General features: G+C 56.2%; 15 protein-coding genes. 4 read left to right on the forward strand and 11 right to left on the reverse strand.

Annotated elements, in window-relative coordinates:
- The first annotated feature begins 245 nt into the window (after positions 1 to 245).
- Positions 246 to 1598 (forward strand): glutamine synthetase beta-grasp domain-containing protein, encoded by a 1353-nt coding sequence (locus RRY12_11335; protein MEG2185263.1) that lies wholly within the window; start codon positions 246 to 248, stop codon positions 1596 to 1598.
- A 118-nt stretch (positions 1599 to 1716) separates the two neighbouring features.
- Here RRY12_11335 and RRY12_11340 read toward each other — a convergent pair whose 3' ends face one another.
- The gene (locus tag RRY12_11340; protein ID MEG2185264.1) at positions 1717 to 2658 is read right to left on the reverse strand and encodes a succinylglutamate desuccinylase/aspartoacylase family protein; all 942 of its coding nucleotides are present in this window, start codon (positions 2656 to 2658) and stop codon (positions 1717 to 1719) included.
- A 303-nt stretch (positions 2659 to 2961) separates the two neighbouring features.
- Here RRY12_11340 and RRY12_11345 point away from each other — a divergent pair, with 303 nt between their 5' ends.
- The gene (locus tag RRY12_11345) at positions 2962 to 3465 is read left to right on the forward strand and encodes a methylated-DNA--[protein]-cysteine S-methyltransferase (GenBank protein MEG2185265.1); all 504 of its coding nucleotides are present in this window, start codon (positions 2962 to 2964) and stop codon (positions 3463 to 3465) included.
- Positions 3466 to 3477: 12 nt separating this feature from the next.
- On the opposite strand, the gene RRY12_11350 is transcribed toward RRY12_11345, so the two are convergent.
- Positions 3478 to 4395, reverse strand: a complete 918-nt coding sequence (locus RRY12_11350; protein ID MEG2185266.1) for a Ppx/GppA family phosphatase — start codon at positions 4393 to 4395, stop codon at positions 3478 to 3480.
- A gap of 51 nt (positions 4396 to 4446) precedes the next feature.
- Between RRY12_11350 and RRY12_11355 the strand changes: the two genes are divergently transcribed.
- Together RRY12_11355 and RRY12_11360 are read left to right on the forward strand one after the other, a co-directional pair.
- On the forward strand, positions 4447 to 5445 hold the full coding sequence (locus tag RRY12_11355; protein ID MEG2185267.1) for a phosphohydrolase: 999 nt from the start codon (positions 4447 to 4449) through the stop codon (positions 5443 to 5445).
- A complete protein-coding gene (locus tag RRY12_11360) occupies positions 5442 to 6554 on the forward strand; it encodes a glycosyltransferase (GenBank protein MEG2185268.1) in 1113 nt (370 codons plus the stop codon). The genes RRY12_11355 and RRY12_11360 overlap by 4 nt, the downstream gene beginning before the upstream one ends.
- 378 nt (positions 6555 to 6932) lie before the next feature.
- Here the strand turns inward: RRY12_11360 and RRY12_11365 are convergent, their stop codons facing one another.
- The 9 genes from RRY12_11365 to RRY12_11405 all read right to left on the reverse strand — a co-directional run bounded on the left by RRY12_11365 (position 6933) and on the right by RRY12_11405 (position 15889).
- A complete protein-coding gene (locus RRY12_11365) occupies positions 6933 to 8090 on the reverse strand; it encodes an ABC transporter substrate-binding protein (GenBank protein MEG2185269.1) in 1158 nt (385 codons plus the stop codon).
- An 84-nt stretch (positions 8091 to 8174) separates the two neighbouring features.
- A complete protein-coding gene (locus RRY12_11370) occupies positions 8175 to 8879 on the reverse strand; it encodes an ABC transporter ATP-binding protein (GenBank protein MEG2185270.1) in 705 nt (234 codons plus the stop codon).
- On the reverse strand, positions 8869 to 9636 hold the full coding sequence (locus tag RRY12_11375) for an ABC transporter ATP-binding protein (protein ID MEG2185271.1): 768 nt from the start codon (positions 9634 to 9636) through the stop codon (positions 8869 to 8871). Before RRY12_11375 ends, RRY12_11370 begins: the two co-directional genes overlap by 11 nt.
- A complete protein-coding gene (locus RRY12_11380) occupies positions 9636 to 10520 on the reverse strand; it encodes a branched-chain amino acid ABC transporter permease (protein MEG2185272.1) in 885 nt (294 codons plus the stop codon). The genes RRY12_11375 and RRY12_11380 overlap by 1 nt, the downstream gene beginning before the upstream one ends.
- A 4-nt stretch (positions 10521 to 10524) precedes the next feature.
- Positions 10525 to 11394 carry a branched-chain amino acid ABC transporter permease gene (locus RRY12_11385; protein MEG2185273.1) on the reverse strand — a complete coding sequence of 290 codons (870 nt, stop codon included), beginning with the start codon at positions 11392 to 11394 and terminating at the stop codon, positions 10525 to 10527.
- Between the two features lie 164 nt (positions 11395 to 11558).
- The gene (locus RRY12_11390; GenBank protein MEG2185274.1) at positions 11559 to 12242 is read right to left on the reverse strand and encodes a class I SAM-dependent methyltransferase; all 684 of its coding nucleotides are present in this window, start codon (positions 12240 to 12242) and stop codon (positions 11559 to 11561) included.
- Positions 12243 to 12475: 233 nt separating this feature from the next.
- A complete protein-coding gene (locus RRY12_11395; protein ID MEG2185275.1) occupies positions 12476 to 13279 on the reverse strand; it encodes a gluconate 5-dehydrogenase in 804 nt (267 codons plus the stop codon).
- 40 nt (positions 13280 to 13319) lie between these two features.
- Positions 13320 to 13607, reverse strand: coding sequence for a YciI family protein (locus tag RRY12_11400; GenBank protein MEG2185276.1), 288 nt, complete (start codon positions 13605 to 13607; stop codon positions 13320 to 13322).
- Positions 13608 to 13870: 263 nt separating this feature from the next.
- On the reverse strand, positions 13871 to 15889 hold the full coding sequence (locus tag RRY12_11405; protein ID MEG2185277.1) for a urocanate hydratase: 2019 nt from the start codon (positions 15887 to 15889) through the stop codon (positions 13871 to 13873).
- Position 15890: the final 1 nt, after the last annotated feature.

The following is a 15890-nucleotide window of genomic DNA, read 5'->3' on the forward strand; positions in this document are numbered from 1 at the left end:
TGCTGCTTGAAGAAGAGAAAAAAACACTAAAAGACAAGTGGCGCTACTACAAACACATGGCCGCTATGCAGATGGAGTGATTTTCGGCTAGCCCTCGCGTGGTTTTAGGAGGACGTTCCGTTGCAATTTTTTGAATTTGCATTTTAAAACCTTCATGCTAAACTTATAAAAAGTCCATGATAATTTAAATGAAGAGACGGCTTCGGCAACTGGAAGAAATTAAAAATTTTCTGGAGGGGTATTAAATGCAGTTGGAAAAGTTCAACGGGCACATTGAAGAGGCTGATTTTCTTAACCTTATGATGATCGACATCGCGGGCAACATCAGGAGCGTCGCGCTGCCGCGCGGATATGTGAGCGAGAAGATACTTGCGGAGGGCATCGGTTTTGACGCCTCCAATTACGGCTACGCGAAGGTCAACAACTCCGACATGGTGGCTATACCCGATATGTCTACGGCCTTCTTTGAGAGGCGCGACGATTACAAGATGCTGCACGTGCTCTGCGACGTCGTTTCTACGGAGCGCGAGACGTTCGACCAGTATCCGCGCAACGTCATCAAAAACGCGCAGAATTTCCTGCGCGAGCGCGGCATCGCCGACACAGCTAAGGTGCTGGTGGAGCTTGAGTATTACGTCTTTGAAGAGGCGGAGTACCGCAGCACTGTGAACGAAGTCTTTTACCGCGTAAAGTCATCCGAGGGGCTTGGAGACGATTTCAGCTCAAAGCCGCGCGTAGGTCTGCACGGCGCATACCACAGAATGCCGCCCGAAGACAGCTATATGGATTTCCGCAATGAAACGGTCGCTTTGATGGAGACGCTTGGCATCCCCGTGAAGTACCATCATCACGAGGTCGCCGTCTCCCAGCTTGAGATAGAGCTTGACTTTATGGATATGGCGCGCGCGGCGGACCTGGTCTCGCTTGCGAAGTGGATAGTGAAGCAGGTCGCCTCTGAATGGGGCCTCGCCGTCACCTTCATGCCGAAGCCGATGTACAAGATGGCGGGCAACGGTATGCACGTTCATCAGTTCCTTGAAAAAGACGGAAAATCCATCTTCCCGGGGAACGCGCTCTTCAACCTTTCACCGGAAGGGCTTTCCTACATCGCGGGAATGCTCTCACACAGCCTTACCGGAAGCCTTCTCGCCTTCGGCTGCCCCAGCACGAACAGCTACCGCAGGCTCGTGCACGGCTATGAAGCGCCTGTGTCGGCCACCTTTGCTAAGGGGTCGCGCGCGGCTGCCGTTCGCATCCCCGGTTATGTGAAAAAAGAAGAGACTCGCGTCGAATACCGCACGGGAGACGCCTCCTGCAACCTTTACTTCTTCCTCGCGGCGATGGTGCTTGCCGGCGCGGACGGCATCGTGCGCGGACTTGACCCAGTGGCGCTCGGCTACCAGTCGCAGGATTCAAAGGAGGAGCTGACCTTCCCGCTGAACCTGAACGCGGTGCTCGACGGCCTTGAAAAGGACAAAGAATACCTCGCGCCCGCGTTCCCGGAGAAGCTCATCGAGCTTTGGACGAAGGCAAAGCGCGCGGAGGCAGAATACGTCTACAACGCGCCGACGGTGCAGGAGTACGAGCTTTATTTCTAAGCTTTCAGCATAATGGCCGCGTCATACGGGCCTAAGATTTCAATAAAATAAACGCAGGCGGCGCGATAAATATCTTCGCGCCGCCTGCGTGTTTGATTTGCGGTTTTGATATATGCGGTTATTTTCCTATGCCTATTGCGGCTATGAAGCCGTCTTCCAGCACGGCGGGGTTTTTTGTCATAAAGAGCACTTTGCCGTTTAGGGGAGAAAGTATTTTTTCCACAGGCTTTCCGAAGTAGTCGGCAAGCACGCCTATCAGCTGGCCCCGGCGGACGTTTTCGCCGACGCTTACGCTGCGGTAGAGGAGTCCTTTGTTCTTCGCGTGGACCTCCTGCATACTTTCAAATATCTGCGGACGGCCTACCGGCTTCACTGGGCCCTTTAGGAGGCCGAAGCGGCGCAGCACGTTTGAGATGCTCTGGGAGCTGCGTTCGATGCACTCGGCTTCGTTCGTGCCCTGAAGCCCGTATACAAGCAGCGCGGAGGGGATGCCTATTTTTTCGTATGTGTTGGAATAGCAGGTGCCGGCGTCCGCCCAGCGGCCTTCCGCCTCCGTGATGACGATGTTCGGCTGGCCCGCGTAGTAGGCTATTTCGTGAGATTTGTCGTTGCGTTCCGGGTTGCGGCCCCTGTGGTAGATGGCAAACGAGTCCGTCTGTTCCTCGGAGCAGCCGGTGTGGATGTCTATATGAAAGTCCGCGCCCTTTATCTCGTCAAAGATGCGCGCGGCGAGAACTTCGCTGTAGCTGCCTTTGAGTTTTCCTGGAAAGCAGCGGTCGAGGTTGAGTGAATCTATCGGCGAGAGGCAGCCCTCTCCGCTTTCAAATGAGGCTGTGTCGCAGATGGTGATTATTTTTAGGCTGCCGCGAATGTCCGCGGGAGAAAGCTCGCAGAAGAGCTTCAGCGCGGAGTAGATGCTGCAGTATTCCTTGCCGTGGATGCCGGCCGTGATGACGCCCTCCGGCCCCTCGGTGTCGCCGATGATGAGAGCCGCCGGCAGTTCAATAGTGTTCCCGTCGTCAGTGGTGTAGCGCAGTATCTCTGTTTTCTTACCGCCCATCGATTTTCCCTCTTTATAAGATAATATTTATTTGTAGAATACAATTAGTCTGACACGGCCCCCTGTGCGAGGACGCTTGCGATGCTAAGATGAAAAATTTCATCTGTATGTGTATACAGTCTATCAAAAAACCATGAGAAGTCAATCGTTTAAGGCCGCCGCAAGGGGAAAAAGATGTTGATATGATGGTAAATGTTGTAGATTACGCCAGTTAAACGCAAATTATTTATGCAGTATGACTAAAATGGTTTATTATAAAACTGGTTATTCTTTTAATATAGTAAGGGACGGAGGAGTGATGTCGTGAAAATATTCTGCCAGGTGAAATATTCTCTTATAGGAAAAGTGTTTGTAGGCGAGGAGGAGGGCGCGATAACCGATCTGCATTTTGAACGCAGCCGCGACTTTGACGCACAGCGCGCCGTTTTTGGAAGCACGCCGCTGCTTGCTGAGGCAGAGCGCCAGCTTGAAGATTACTTTGCCGGAAGGCGCCGCGCCTTTTGCCTGCCTCTTGCGCCGCGCGGCACGGACTTTCAGATGCGCTGCTGGGAGGCGCTGCGCGCCATACCTTACGGCTCTACGGAAAGCTACGGCGACATTGCGCGCAAGGTGGGCTCACCGAAGGCCTGTCGTGCCGTCGGCATGGCCAACAACCGCAACCCGATAGCGATAATCATCCCGTGCCACCGCGTCATCGGATCGGACGGCTCGCTTGTGGGCTTCGGCGGCGGCCTTGAGATAAAGCGCGCGCTGCTTGCGCTGGAGGCTGGGGCCGTCTTTTCTGACGAGTTCAAGCCGGCCCCTTAATTTTTCTTGTTTTTATGCCGCGGCGAAGAGGCGTTTTAAGAGTTCGTGGCGCAGGCTTTGGTCGCTTACTGTGATCTCCGCAGCGCCAGCCGCCTCCATTGCGGCAAGGATGATGCAGGCGCCGCCCAGGATTATGTCGGCGCGTTTTGGCGAAAGGCCCGTTATCTTGCGGCGTTCCTCGTCGGTCGCCACGGCGTACATCATGATCTGACGCATCACTTCGTCTTTTGATAGGGTGCTGCCGTGTACCTTCGCGGAATCGTATTCCTCCATTTTCATGGAGACGGCGGCCATCGCCGTGACGTTGCCGCCAGTTCCTATCATCATGTGCGCGCCGGTGCTGACTCCGTCTTCGGTCAAGCCCTTTGTCAGACTCGCTATGACGCCGCAGACTACAGGCGGTTGCGCGGGCGACTGTTTGAAATATTCGTCCGTGAGCGTCACGGCGCCAAGCGCCACGCTGAAGGAGCGGCTGCGCCTTCCGTCCTCCGCGTAGATGAACTCAGTGCTGCCCCCGCCCGTGTCAAAAAGCAGCACGCGTCCGAACGACGCGCCGGCAATGCTGTTTATCATCGCGCAGCTTGAAAGCTCCGCCTCCTCGTCGCCGGAAAGAACGCGCACCGCCACGCCGCTTTCCGCGTAGGCCAGGCGTTCAAATTCCTGCGCGTTTTTTGCCGTGCGAAGCGCCATCGTGCCGACGCAGGCAATCTCTTTTGCGCCTTCAAAGCGCGCGAACTGCGCGAATTTGCCAGCCGCCTGCGCCGTGCGCTCCATCGCGGCGGCGCACAGCACGCCGTCGGCGGCTAGCCCCTCTCCCAGCTTCGTTATCGCGTTTACGTCATAGAGCACCTTGACGCCGCCTTCTGCCGCCGTCTGCCCTATTACGAGCTTTACTGAGTTTGTCCCGATTTCTATTACCGCTTTTTTCATTTACATACACCTCTTTGTGATATATTATTGACAAAAATCGGAGGAATTACAATGGAGAAACCTCTTTTACATATAATCAGTCATACCGACTTAGACGGAGTTGCGGCGGCGGCGCTTGCGTGGCACGTCCATCACAAAAACAGGCTTGTCAAGGTCTCGCTTACAGGCTACGGCGACGTGGACGCGCTCATCCTTGAAACTATCGCCGCGGGTCAGGAGCCGCTTGTGCTCGACCTCTTCTGTCAGCGCGAGCAGACCATCGACGAGATAGACAAGATTCAGGACGGTTTCGCGCAGCCCTTTCTCTTCGACCACCATAAAAGCACATTTGAGAGATATGGCAACAGAAAATGGGCCGTAATAGATACGAATTACTGCGGAGCGCTCGTCTACTGGCGCTGGCTTTCGCAAAACGCGAAGGATGACGCGACGCGCGCGCAGCTTGCGCGGCTTGAGCCGCTTGTTAAGATAGCGAACGACCGCGACCTGTGGCTCGGCCAGATGCCGGAGAGCCGTCTATGGCAGGCGCTCGTTACGATGTGCGGCCAGTGGGGGATGCTGGCCAGGCTCATTGACGACCCGGCAGGCGAGCTGACGCAGGCGGAGACGGAGGCCGCGTCGGCCTTCACGGAGCGTCAGGAGGCGCGTTTTGCGGAGGCCAAGGGGCGCGTCTGGCGCGTCGGAAACGAACTTGCCTTCCTCTGCGACGGCGTGTTGGAATTTGGCGACGTCTCGGATTTCTGCGGCCTCTTGCTTGACCGCGAGGAAAACCCGCCGCTTGTGACGGCGGTCGCCGCGAGGCGCTTCAACGGAGACTGGGCCGTCTCCATGCGCAGCCGCGACGGGCTTGCGGGGCGCGTGCTCGCGCTTTTGAAGGACGGCAAAAAAATTCGCGGCGGCGGCCACGGAGACGCCTCCGCGCTATATTTCCCAAGAAATTACACGCAGGAGGAGATGCGCGACTCCATTACGGCCGCTATCCGCGTTGAAAAAGAACGCGGCCGCGAGGCGAAGGTGACGCTGGGCGACCTCTTCAAGGGGCTTGCATGAGCCGACCTGATTCGCTTGCCGTCATATACGCCTCTGAGGGCACGGGACACAAGACCGCGGCGCTTGCGCTATGCGAGGCCTACGTTGCGGCAAACCCAGACGGACGCGTCATCTGCTGCGACATCCTTGACTTCATAGCGCCGTGGATGAAATACATCGTCTCCGAAGGCTACGTCGCAATGGCGCGCCGCGCTCCATGGATGTGGGGCGCCTTCTACTGGGGCTCAGACAGGCACGGAATGCAGGCGGGCGCCTTTGAATGGGTGCACGGCCTGCTCTGCCGCATGTATCTGCCGCGGCTTAAAAGGCTCATCGAGGCAAACGAAGCGCGGGCGGTCGTCTTCACGCACTATTTCGGCGCGGCTCCGCTCGCTTCGTCGCTTGCGGGACGCGTTCCCGTATTTTACGCGGACACCGACTTTGAAAGCCACCGTTTCCAGCGCCGGCGCGAATTTGCGTGGAACTTCACCGCAAGTGAACGCGCCGCGGAGCAGCGCAGAGCCGACGGGATATTCGACGTAAGCGTCACCGGCGTGCCTATTGCCGGGAAATTTGCACGCCTGCCAAGCCGCGAAGAGGCCAGGGCTCGCCTCGGCGTAGACGGCGCGCAGCGCGTTATTTTAGTAAGCGGCGGCGGCATAGGGGCGGGCTCTGTGGAGGCGGCTGCCAAGTCGCTTGCCGCAAAGACGGAATGGCTCACAGTCGTCATCTGCGGCAACAATAAAAAACTTTACACGAGAATGAAAAGCTTCTACAGATATAAAGAAAACATGCGCATAGAGGGTTTCGTCGGCAACATGGAGGACTATTACGCGGCTTCGGACGCGGCGGTGATGAAGCCGGGCGGCCTTTCGACCTCTGAGGCGCTCGCGGCGGGCCTTCCTATGCTTTTGATAGACCCGGTGCCGGGGCAGGAGGAGCTGAACCTGGCCTACCTCACGACAAACGGAGCGGCGGAATATCTCGTGCGCCCCGGGCGCGCGGCCGAGGCCGCTTCGCGCATTTTCGCCGATGGCACAGATGAGAAAATGCGCGAAGCCGCGTTCACCCTCGCCAAACCCAACGCCGCCGCCGAAATAATCCGCGAGGTGTGCGCGAAGCTGGGATAATAAAAAGTATTGACCGCCCCATTTTGCGTATTACGCTTCCGCCGCCGCTGTAAACGGCAGACGCGGTTATATGCGTCTGCTTTTTAGCTGAGGAAGCGTGGCTAAAGTAATTCCTCCCCGGTATGGCCCGGGGAGGAAATTTCGAGGGGTTTTGAAGAGAGTGGAGAAGAAGAGTCTTTATCGTTATCCGATATTTCTTTCGGATTTCGCTTTGCGTACCTGCTTTGTGTACGAAGAAAGTATAGCTCCCGCTCCAAATTATTTGTAGATACAATAATGGAATATCGGTATAGCCGTATCGGTATGGCGTCCTGCACAAAAAAGAGCGGGGTTTAGCCCCCGCTCCGATGTTGATATTACAAATTTATTACAGCTTCGTTATTTTGTGGGCGTGATGAGCTTCTGGTCGGTCACTTCGCCGAAGTAGCGGAACTTTCCGTCCTTCACCCTCTGCACCTGCACCGGCTTTACAACTTCGCCCTCTTTGGTGAAGCCTTTGATGACGCCGGTGATGCCGTCGTAGTTCTTTGTCTCGGCAAGAGCCTTCGCCACTTTGATGCCGTCCGTTGACTTCGCCTTGTTGATGGCGTTGACGAGCAGCATGAAGGCGTCGTAGTTTGACGCGCCGACCATGTCAGGCTCTATCTTGTGGCGTTTGCGGTATTCGGCGAGGAACTCCTGCACCTTCGCGCGTTTGTCGTCGCGGTTGAGGTTCGTCACCATTACCATGCCTTCGGCCGCTTTGCCCGCTATTTCCACCGTCTTCGGGGAGTCCGCGCCCTCTTCACCGATGAACTGAACTTTGATGCCCATCTCCTGAGCCTGCTTCATTGCGGGGCCTACCTGGAAGTAGTAGCCGCTGAAGAATACGACGTCGGGGTTTGAGGCCTTCATCTTTGAGAGGTAGGGTTTGAAGTCCTTTTCGCTCATGGGGTACTTCTGCTGGGAGACTATTTTCGCCGCGGGGTTCTCTTTGATATATTCGTCAAAGCCCTGCGCGAGCGTTGTGCCGAAGTCGTTGTCGCTGACTATGAGGGCTATTTTCTTTGCCTTCAGCAGCTTCACCGCGACGTAGGCCGCGCCCTTGCCTTCAACTGTTCCGAGGAATCCGTTGCGGAAGGTGAAGTCGCCCTTTGTGATGTCGGGGTGCAGCGCGTAGGCCGATACGAGCGGGATCTCAGCGTCGTTGAAGATGGCGGATACCGCGCGCGTCGGGAGGCTGTAGGAGCCGGCGACGAAGGCTACGATTTTGTCCTGGTCGATGAGTTTGTGCGCGAGGGGAACTGACTGCTTCGGGTCGGCTGCGTCGTCATAGCAGACGAGTTCCACCTTTTTGCCGAGCACTCCGCCCTTTGCGTTGACCTTTTCGACCGCGAGCTTCACTGATTCATACGCGCTGAATCCGTCGGCCGCCGCAAAGCCCGTAAGCGGGGCGAGCATGCCGATCTTGATCGTCTCCGCCGCAAAGGCCGTTCCGCCGAGGCAGAAGAGCGCGATGCTGAAGACCGCCGCTAGTAACTTAAAGCATTTTTTCATAAAAAGCACCTCCTGTAAGATTAAGGGCCGTAACGCGCCCTAAAAACACAACGTTGGTTCTCTTGCGCCAGACGGATGTCGCCGCTAGCCGCCCAGATAGGCCTCGCGCACCTTCGGGTCGGAGAGCAGCTCCGTGTTCGTGCCAGTGATGTTTATGTTGCCCGTCTCCAGCACGTAGCCCCGGTCGGATATTTTGAGCGACGCAAGCGCGTTTTGTTCAACGAGCAGAATGGTGAGGCCGCGCTCTTTGTTGAGCTGGCGCAGCACCTGAAAGACCTGCTCCGTCAGCTTCGGCATGAGCCCCATCGATACTTCGTCCACAAGCAGCAGGCGCGGCGAGGAGACCAGCGCGCGCGCTATCGCGAGCTGCTGCTGTTCGCCGCCGGAGAGCGTGCTTGCCGTCTGTTTCGTGCGTTCCTTTAATATCGGGAAAAGTTCGTAGATGTATTCGAGCTGTGCAGCGAGCTTTCCCTGCGCGCCGTAGACGCCCATCAGAAGATTTTCATATACGGAGAGCTGCGGGAAGCATCTCGCGCGCTCCTGCACTATACGGATTCCGAGCGCCGCGCGTTTGTGCGCGGGAAGCGCCGTTATGTCGCGCCCGTCGAAGGTGACCGTGCCCTGCTTTGGGCTTTGCAGCCCCATCACGGCGCGCAGCGTCGTCGTCTTGCCCGCGCCGTTTGCGCCGATTATTGAGACAAATTCGCCCTGTTCCACACCGAAGCTGATGCCGTGCACCGCCTCAATGTCGCCGTAGGCCACGCGAAGGTCTTTTACATCAAGCAGCATCGCCCGCGCCTCCCTTTCCGAGATAGGCTTCGATGACCGCCGGATTTTTAGTTATTTCGTCCGGCGTCCCCTCCGCCAGCATCTGACCGTGGTTCAGCACCACGATGCGCTGCGAGAGCCCCATCGCCACCTTCATGTTGTGTTCGATAAGAAGGATGGCCACGCCCTTGTCCTGAATGGAGCGGATAAGCTCCTCAATGACGCGTATCTCCTCGTGCCGCAGCCCCGAGAAACATTCGTCAAGAAGCAGCAGCCTTGGATGCAGCGCCATAGCGCGCGCTATCTCCAGCTTGCGCAGGTTGCCAAGAGGCAGAAGCCCCGCGCGCATCTGAGCCTCGTCCTTCAGCCCGACCATTTCAAGTATTGAAGTAGCCTCGTCGCGCGTCTTTTTCGTGTTCCACGGAGCGAGCGCGCGGAAAAAGTGCGAGTAAATGGGCATCCCGAGCGCGATTATAACGTTGTCGATGACGGATAGGCCCGAAAAAGGCTTCACCACCTGAAAGGTGCGTCCCACGCCCATAGCCGCCATCTTGTGCGGCGGAAGCCCGTCCGTGCGCACGTCGTCGATGCGTATCTCGCCCGCGGTAGGCTTGTAGACGCCCGATATCATATTGAAGCAGGTCGTCTTTCCCGCGCCGTTCGGCCCGAGTAGCCCCAGTATCTCGCCGCTGTATATGTCGAAACTTACCTTATCGACGGCCTTCAGACCGCCGAAGTGTATCGAAAGATCTTTTACGGAGACAAGCGGACGCGCCATTATGCCCCCTCCTTTTTATGCTTCAGCAGGTTCTTGATGGAAAGCATCGTAGAGCCGCCCAGCAGTCCGCCAGGCATGAAGCGTATCATAAGCAGCAGGATGGCCGCGTAGAGGAACATGCGGTAATCGACGAGCGGCCTGAAAAGCTCCGGCAGAATGCCAAGCACGACGGCCCCAAGCAGCGGCCCCCAGAAAGTGCCAAGGCCGCCCGCCACGACGATGGAAAGCAGCGTCACCGAGAAGGGGAACGAGAAAGAATCTGCGCTTATGAACTTCATATAATGCGCGTAAAGCGCTCCCGCAAGCCCCGCTATGACAGTGCCAAGCACGAAGGCCGTGAGCTTTGCGCGCACAGGCGAGACGCCCATGCTCGATGCCGCCGTCTCGTCCTCACGCACGGCGAAGCAGGAAAGCCCCGTCCACGAGCGCCGGAAAAAGAGACAGACCGCCATCACAACCACAAGCGCCGCCACGCAGAGCGCGAAGTAGCCGCCCGTCTTCAGCCGTTCGCCGAAAAAGCGCACCGACGGGATGCCCCCTATGCCAAGCGCGCCGCCAAGAAACGGCGTATACTGAAAGACCGCCACCACGATGAAGTTTATGCCGATAGTCGTGATCGCAAGAAAATCCTCCTTGACGCGAAGGCTCGGCAGCCCGCAAAGCAGCCCGATAACGCCGGTGATGAGAAGCGCTATCGGCAGCGACTGCCAGAAAGTAAGCCCGCCCACCGTCGTCAGCATCGCGCTCGAATAGGCGCCGATGCCCACAAAAGCGGCATGTCCAAGCGAAATTTGCCCCGCGTTGCCCACAATGACATTCAGCCCGTAGGCCGCTATCGCCTGAATGATTATCTGTGTTCCCACATTTAAAATATAACTGTCCATGAGACTACCCCTGACGCTTTCCCATTAGCCCCGTCGGGAGCCACATGAGTATTATTATCATTGCTATGAAGGCGAGAGCGTCGCGCGGCATCGGAATATTCGCGTACCCGATGAGGAACGTCTCCGCCAGTCCAAGCAGCATAGAGGCAAAGACTGCGCCCGGCACCGACCCCATGCCGCCCACCACGATGAGAGCCAGCGTCTTGTAAGCCGGCACCTGTCCCATCATCGGATAGACCTGATTGTAATATATCCCCACAAGCACACCCGCTATAGCCGCAATCGCCGAACCTATCACAAAGGTGAGCGCCACCGTGCGCTTCGTATCCACGCCAAGCGCGGCCGCGCTTTCCATATCCTGAGAGACGGCGCGCATTGCAAGCCCAAGCTCCGTCTTCGTCATCAAAAACCAAAGCAGAAAGAGCACCAGCGCCGAAATGAAATAGACGGCAAGCAGCGTTGAGGATATGTGCACCGTGCCGAAGGTAAGCTCCGGGAACGGCAGCTTCGCGGGAAAGGTGCGCACCTCAGGCCCGGCCACAAGGCGGCACAGCTCCTCGATGGCGATCATCAGCGCGATGCTGCTGATAAGCGGCACATAAGGAGGATACTTCAGCAGCGGGAAATAAATATAGCGCTCGATGAGCACTCCCAGCACCGAGCAAAAGGCCATGCTCCCAAGAATGGCAAGCACGATGCTGCCGGTCGCGGTATACAGGTAAAGCCCTACATAGGCTCCCGCCGTATAAACCGAGGCGTGCGCCACGTGAAGTATCTTCATGACGCCGTAGATAAGCGCAAGACCCAGCGTGATGAGAGAATACATCGCTCCCGCCGCCAGGCCGTTCAACAGTTGTTCAACAAGTAAATCCATCAGGTCACTCCCTAAACTATGCGCGTATGAAAAGTTTTCATTTAATTACCGGAGCTATTCTACTCCCATGGAATGAGTTTGTAAATTTACTAAAGGCTGCAAGCGGCAATGATTTTTTGTATGATTCGTAAAATTGAATATATTGTCACGCAGAGAAAAGGCTCTTACGCGCGGTTCTTTTCAATTACAAGAAAGATGCTTGAGTCGTCCACTTCAAAAATCCGCCAGGGGTATCCCGACGCAAGGCCGATTTTTTCAAAATCTTCAATAGAGTGTGTTGTCGCTTTGAAGCCGTCTTTGCAGACGATGACGCCCTCTTTGGTTTTCTCAAAGTCGATATCCCCGAGCAGCCCCTTCTCGGCCTGCTCCACGAACCAGGCAAGACGCGATTCCCAGAACTTTGGATGATAGGTGCTGAAATAGGCGCGCCCGCCCTCCTTGAGAGATCTAAGCGCATGGGCCGCGAATGCTTCCGGAACCGTCGCCTTAACGGCTGACAAGGCGTTTTGCAGACAGAGCACCGCGTTAAAGCAGCAGTCGTAATCCATCGTGTGTACGTCCATCTCCAACAGCGTGACGTTTGGGCTGTCTTTCAGGTACTCTTTGCCGTAGCGGACGTTTTCGCAGGAGATGTCAAGGCCGGTGACGCTCTTTGCAAAAGGCGCCACTTCCTTCATTATGCGTCCGTAACCCGCCGCAAGCTCAAGCACATCGTCGCTCTTCTTCAAATCGCTTGCCACGAACTCTATCTCGCATCTCAAATATTGCTCGACTCTTGGTATAGCCGTCTCGTAAACCTGCTGCAGCCTCTTTGCGTTAAGGCTTTTCGCATAATAATTTTCCGTCATTTCTCTCTCCTCCTTCAAATAGGGCGCCCTCCCCGCAAACTGCTGGAGTGGGCGCCCGCAGTCCGCCTCTATGATACTAGCAGCCCCGCCGCAAATCAAACCCTATAGGGCTATTCGCTCCATGCAAATGTAGGTTTACCAGACCGTCGCTTTTTTCAGTCGGCCCGTTTGTTTGACATTAAGTTGGAAGCAACAGCGGGACGCTCTTGCCGACGCTGTTGAGGGACTCGGTTTTAGACGTTGCGCCCTAAATATGAGAGAAAGCCTCCGTCTACGTACAATATCTGTCCATTGACAAAGTCAGAGGCTGCGGAAGCCAGGAAAACCGCAGGCCCCGCCAGATCGGATTTCGCGTCGCCCCAGCGGCCTACCGGAGTCTGCGCGCGGATGAAACGGTCGAAGGGGTTCATCGCGCCATTCGGCATTTTTTCGCGCAGAGGTTCGTTAAGCGCGGTCGCCATGTAGCCGGGGCCGATGCCGTTGCACTGGATGTTGTAAGAACCGTATTCCGCGGCGATGTTTTTGGTGAGCATCTTAAGACCTCCCTTTGCTGAGGCGTACGCTGCCGCAGTCTCCCGTCCGACCTCGCTCATGATACCGCAGACGTTGATTATTTTTCCGCCGCCTCTTTGAATCATCGAAGGGATGGCCGTTTTAGCCGCGATAAATGCTCCAGTAAGGTCTACGTCAACGATTCGGCGGAAATCGGCAGCGGTCATTTCGATCATCGCTACTCTGTTGATAATGCCGGCGTTGTTAAATAGAATATCCACCGGCCCAATGTCGTTATTCACGCTGGTAAACAGCCCCTTCACTGCTGTCTCGTCGGCGACGTCGCAAACGTAACCCTTTGCTTCGATACCCTTAGCGAAGTATGCTTGCATCCCATTTTCAATAGATTCACGACTCTTTGCGTTAAAGGCAATTTTCGCCCCAGCTTCTGCCAGCGCACAAGCCATAGCAAAACCTAGTCCGCGGGCCCCTCCTGTAACAAGCGCCACTTTCCCTTTCAAGGAAAATAAATTTTTAGATGTCATACAGCCTCACCTCTCTTTTTACAGTGAACATACGCCTCGGTCAAAGCATGAAACCGGCAAAGTCTTCGTCGTATTTTGTAGGGATGATCTCATAATACTCGCACTCGGTAATGCCATTGATTCTGAAGGGATCCTCTGCAAGAATAGCCTTTACTTCCTCTTCCGTATCGACTTTGAATAATATCGCTCCGCCAACGCGAGGATTACGCCGTCCGGAGAAGATTATTTTTTTCCGGTCATAGTACCCATCCAAAAATACTGAATGGGCTGGTAAAAACTTATCCACTTCTTCCATTCCTTTAATGTACTTTGTTAAAACCAGAAACATCTTTACTTCCTCCTATTTATATAGAGTTATATAGAGAATTTGCCCGCATATTGATAAATACGGGTACGCTCCTTAAAAAACTTAATTCGTTTTACCAGTTCTTACTGTGCCGCGCCTGCTACAACATCCTTAAAACCGAGCATTATAGCGATTGGTATCGTAATAATGATGCTCAACACGACCTGTTCAAACCAAATTCCAATAGCGTTTGCTCTTTTTCCATGATAATATCCATCCATCGAGTCTATATAACTTAAAAAAGCTTATTTTTTCGCGACGAGTTTCGTGAGGAACGTTTCGTCGGCGAGGTATGGCAGGGTGATGTGCTGCCCCGTGCGGTTGCCGTTGAAGGCTGCTGAGACTTCGAGCGCACCGTCGTTCCGCGCCCAGGCGCGCCTAGCCACGCCGCTCATCACGTCCCAGTTCAGCGCGCTCTTTATCGCTTCGTCCACGCGGAACGAGCCGTCAAGCACGAGCCCAAAGCCGCCGTTGATCGACCGGCCGATGCCGACGCCGCCGCCGTTGTGCAGCGCGACGAGGCTCATGCCGCGCGCGGCGTTGCCCGCAAAGCAGAGCGTCGCCATGTCCGCCATGATGTTGCTGCCGTCTTTGATGTTCGCCGTCTCTCGGTAGGGCGAATCGGTGCCCGATACGTCGTGATGGTCGCGCCCGAGCATTACGGGGCCGATCTCGCCGTTTCTCACCATCTCGTTGAATTTGAGCGCGATGCGGATGCGCCCCTCGGCGTCCTGATAGAGGATGCGGCACTGGGTGCCGACGACGAGGCGGTTGTTTTCCGCGTCGCGTATCCAGGCCCAGTTGTCGCGGTCTTGGATACGCCTGTCTGGGTCGATGCATGCCATCGCCGCCATATCGGTCTTGCGGAGGTCTTCGGGGTCGCGCGAGAGGCAGCACCAGCGGAAGGGGCCGTAGCCATAGTCGAAGAGCAGCGGTCCCATGATGTCCTCGACGTAGCTTGGGAAGATGAAGCCGTCGTGCGTGTCCGTGCCGTTCTTTGCCACCTCTTTGACACCAGCGTCGTAAACGGCGCGCAGGAAGGAGTTACCATAATCGAAGAAGTAGCTGCCGCGGTCTACGAGGGTCTTTATCAGCTCAAAGTGTTTCCTGAGCGTCCTGTCTACGAGGGTGCGGAACTTTTCCGGCTCGTCTTTCAGCAGCCTTGTCCTCTCTTCAAAGGTGATGCCGCAGGGGCAATAGCCGCCGTCGTAGGCGGCGTGGCAGCTTGTCTGGTCGGAGAGGAGGTCGACGGCTATCTGGTGGTCGACGGCGTATTGGAGGAGGTCGACGATGTTGCCGTGGAAGGCGATGGAACTGACTTCGCCTCCGGCCATTTCTTCTTTCGCCATCGCGAAGGCCTCTTCCGCCGTCCCGGCGATTCGTCTGACCCAGCCCTGCTCATGGCGCGTCTTAATCCTCGACCAGTCAACCTCGGCGGTGATCGAGACGCAGCCGGCTATGTCCGCCGCCTTCGGCTGCGCGCCGCTCATGCCGCCGAGGCCGGAGGTGACATAGAGCCTGCCCTTGAGCCCGTCGTTCTGCGCGCCGAATTTAAGGCGTCCCGCGTTGAGGATGGTGTTGTAAGTGCCGTGGACGATGCCCTGTGGCCCGATGTACATCCAGCCGCCCGCCGTCATCTGCCCGTAGTTCGAGACGCCGAGCTGCATCGCGCGGTGCCACTCTTCCTGATTGTCGAAGAGACCGACCATCAGGCCGTTGGCGAGCATCACGCGCGGCGCGGTGGGGGAGGATTTGAAGAGGCCGAGCGGATGGCCCGATTCAAGGACGAGCGTCTGGTCCGGCGTCAGTATCTCAAGATATTTCTTTATTAAGAGATACTGCATCCAGTTCTGACAGACCTGCCCCGTCTCGCCGTAGGTGACGAGCTCATAGGGGTAAAGCGCGACGTCGAAATCAAGGTTGTTGTCGATCATGACTTGAAAGGCCTTGCCCTCGACACAACCGCTTTTATATTCGCTGATCGGTTTGCCGTAAAGCCTTCCCTCGGGGCGGAAGCGGTAGCCGTAAATGCGCCCGCGCGTGCGCAGCTCCTCAAGAAATTCTGGGGCGATCTCCGCGTGGTATTCCTCTGGTATGTAACGCAGAGCGTTTTTCAGAGCCAGCACTGTCTCCTTTTCGTTGAGAGTGTAGACGCGGTTCGGCGCGCGGCGATACTGCGGGTCGAATTCTTTTTTCGGCGGCAGCCCGCCGGGAAACTCGAGCCTGATTTTCATCGCCTCGCCGAGTAGTTTGTTGTCCATCATC

This window comes from Cloacibacillus sp., from assembly GCA_036655895.1.
In the GTDB taxonomy this organism is placed as follows: domain Bacteria; phylum Synergistota; class Synergistia; order Synergistales; family Synergistaceae; genus JAVVPF01.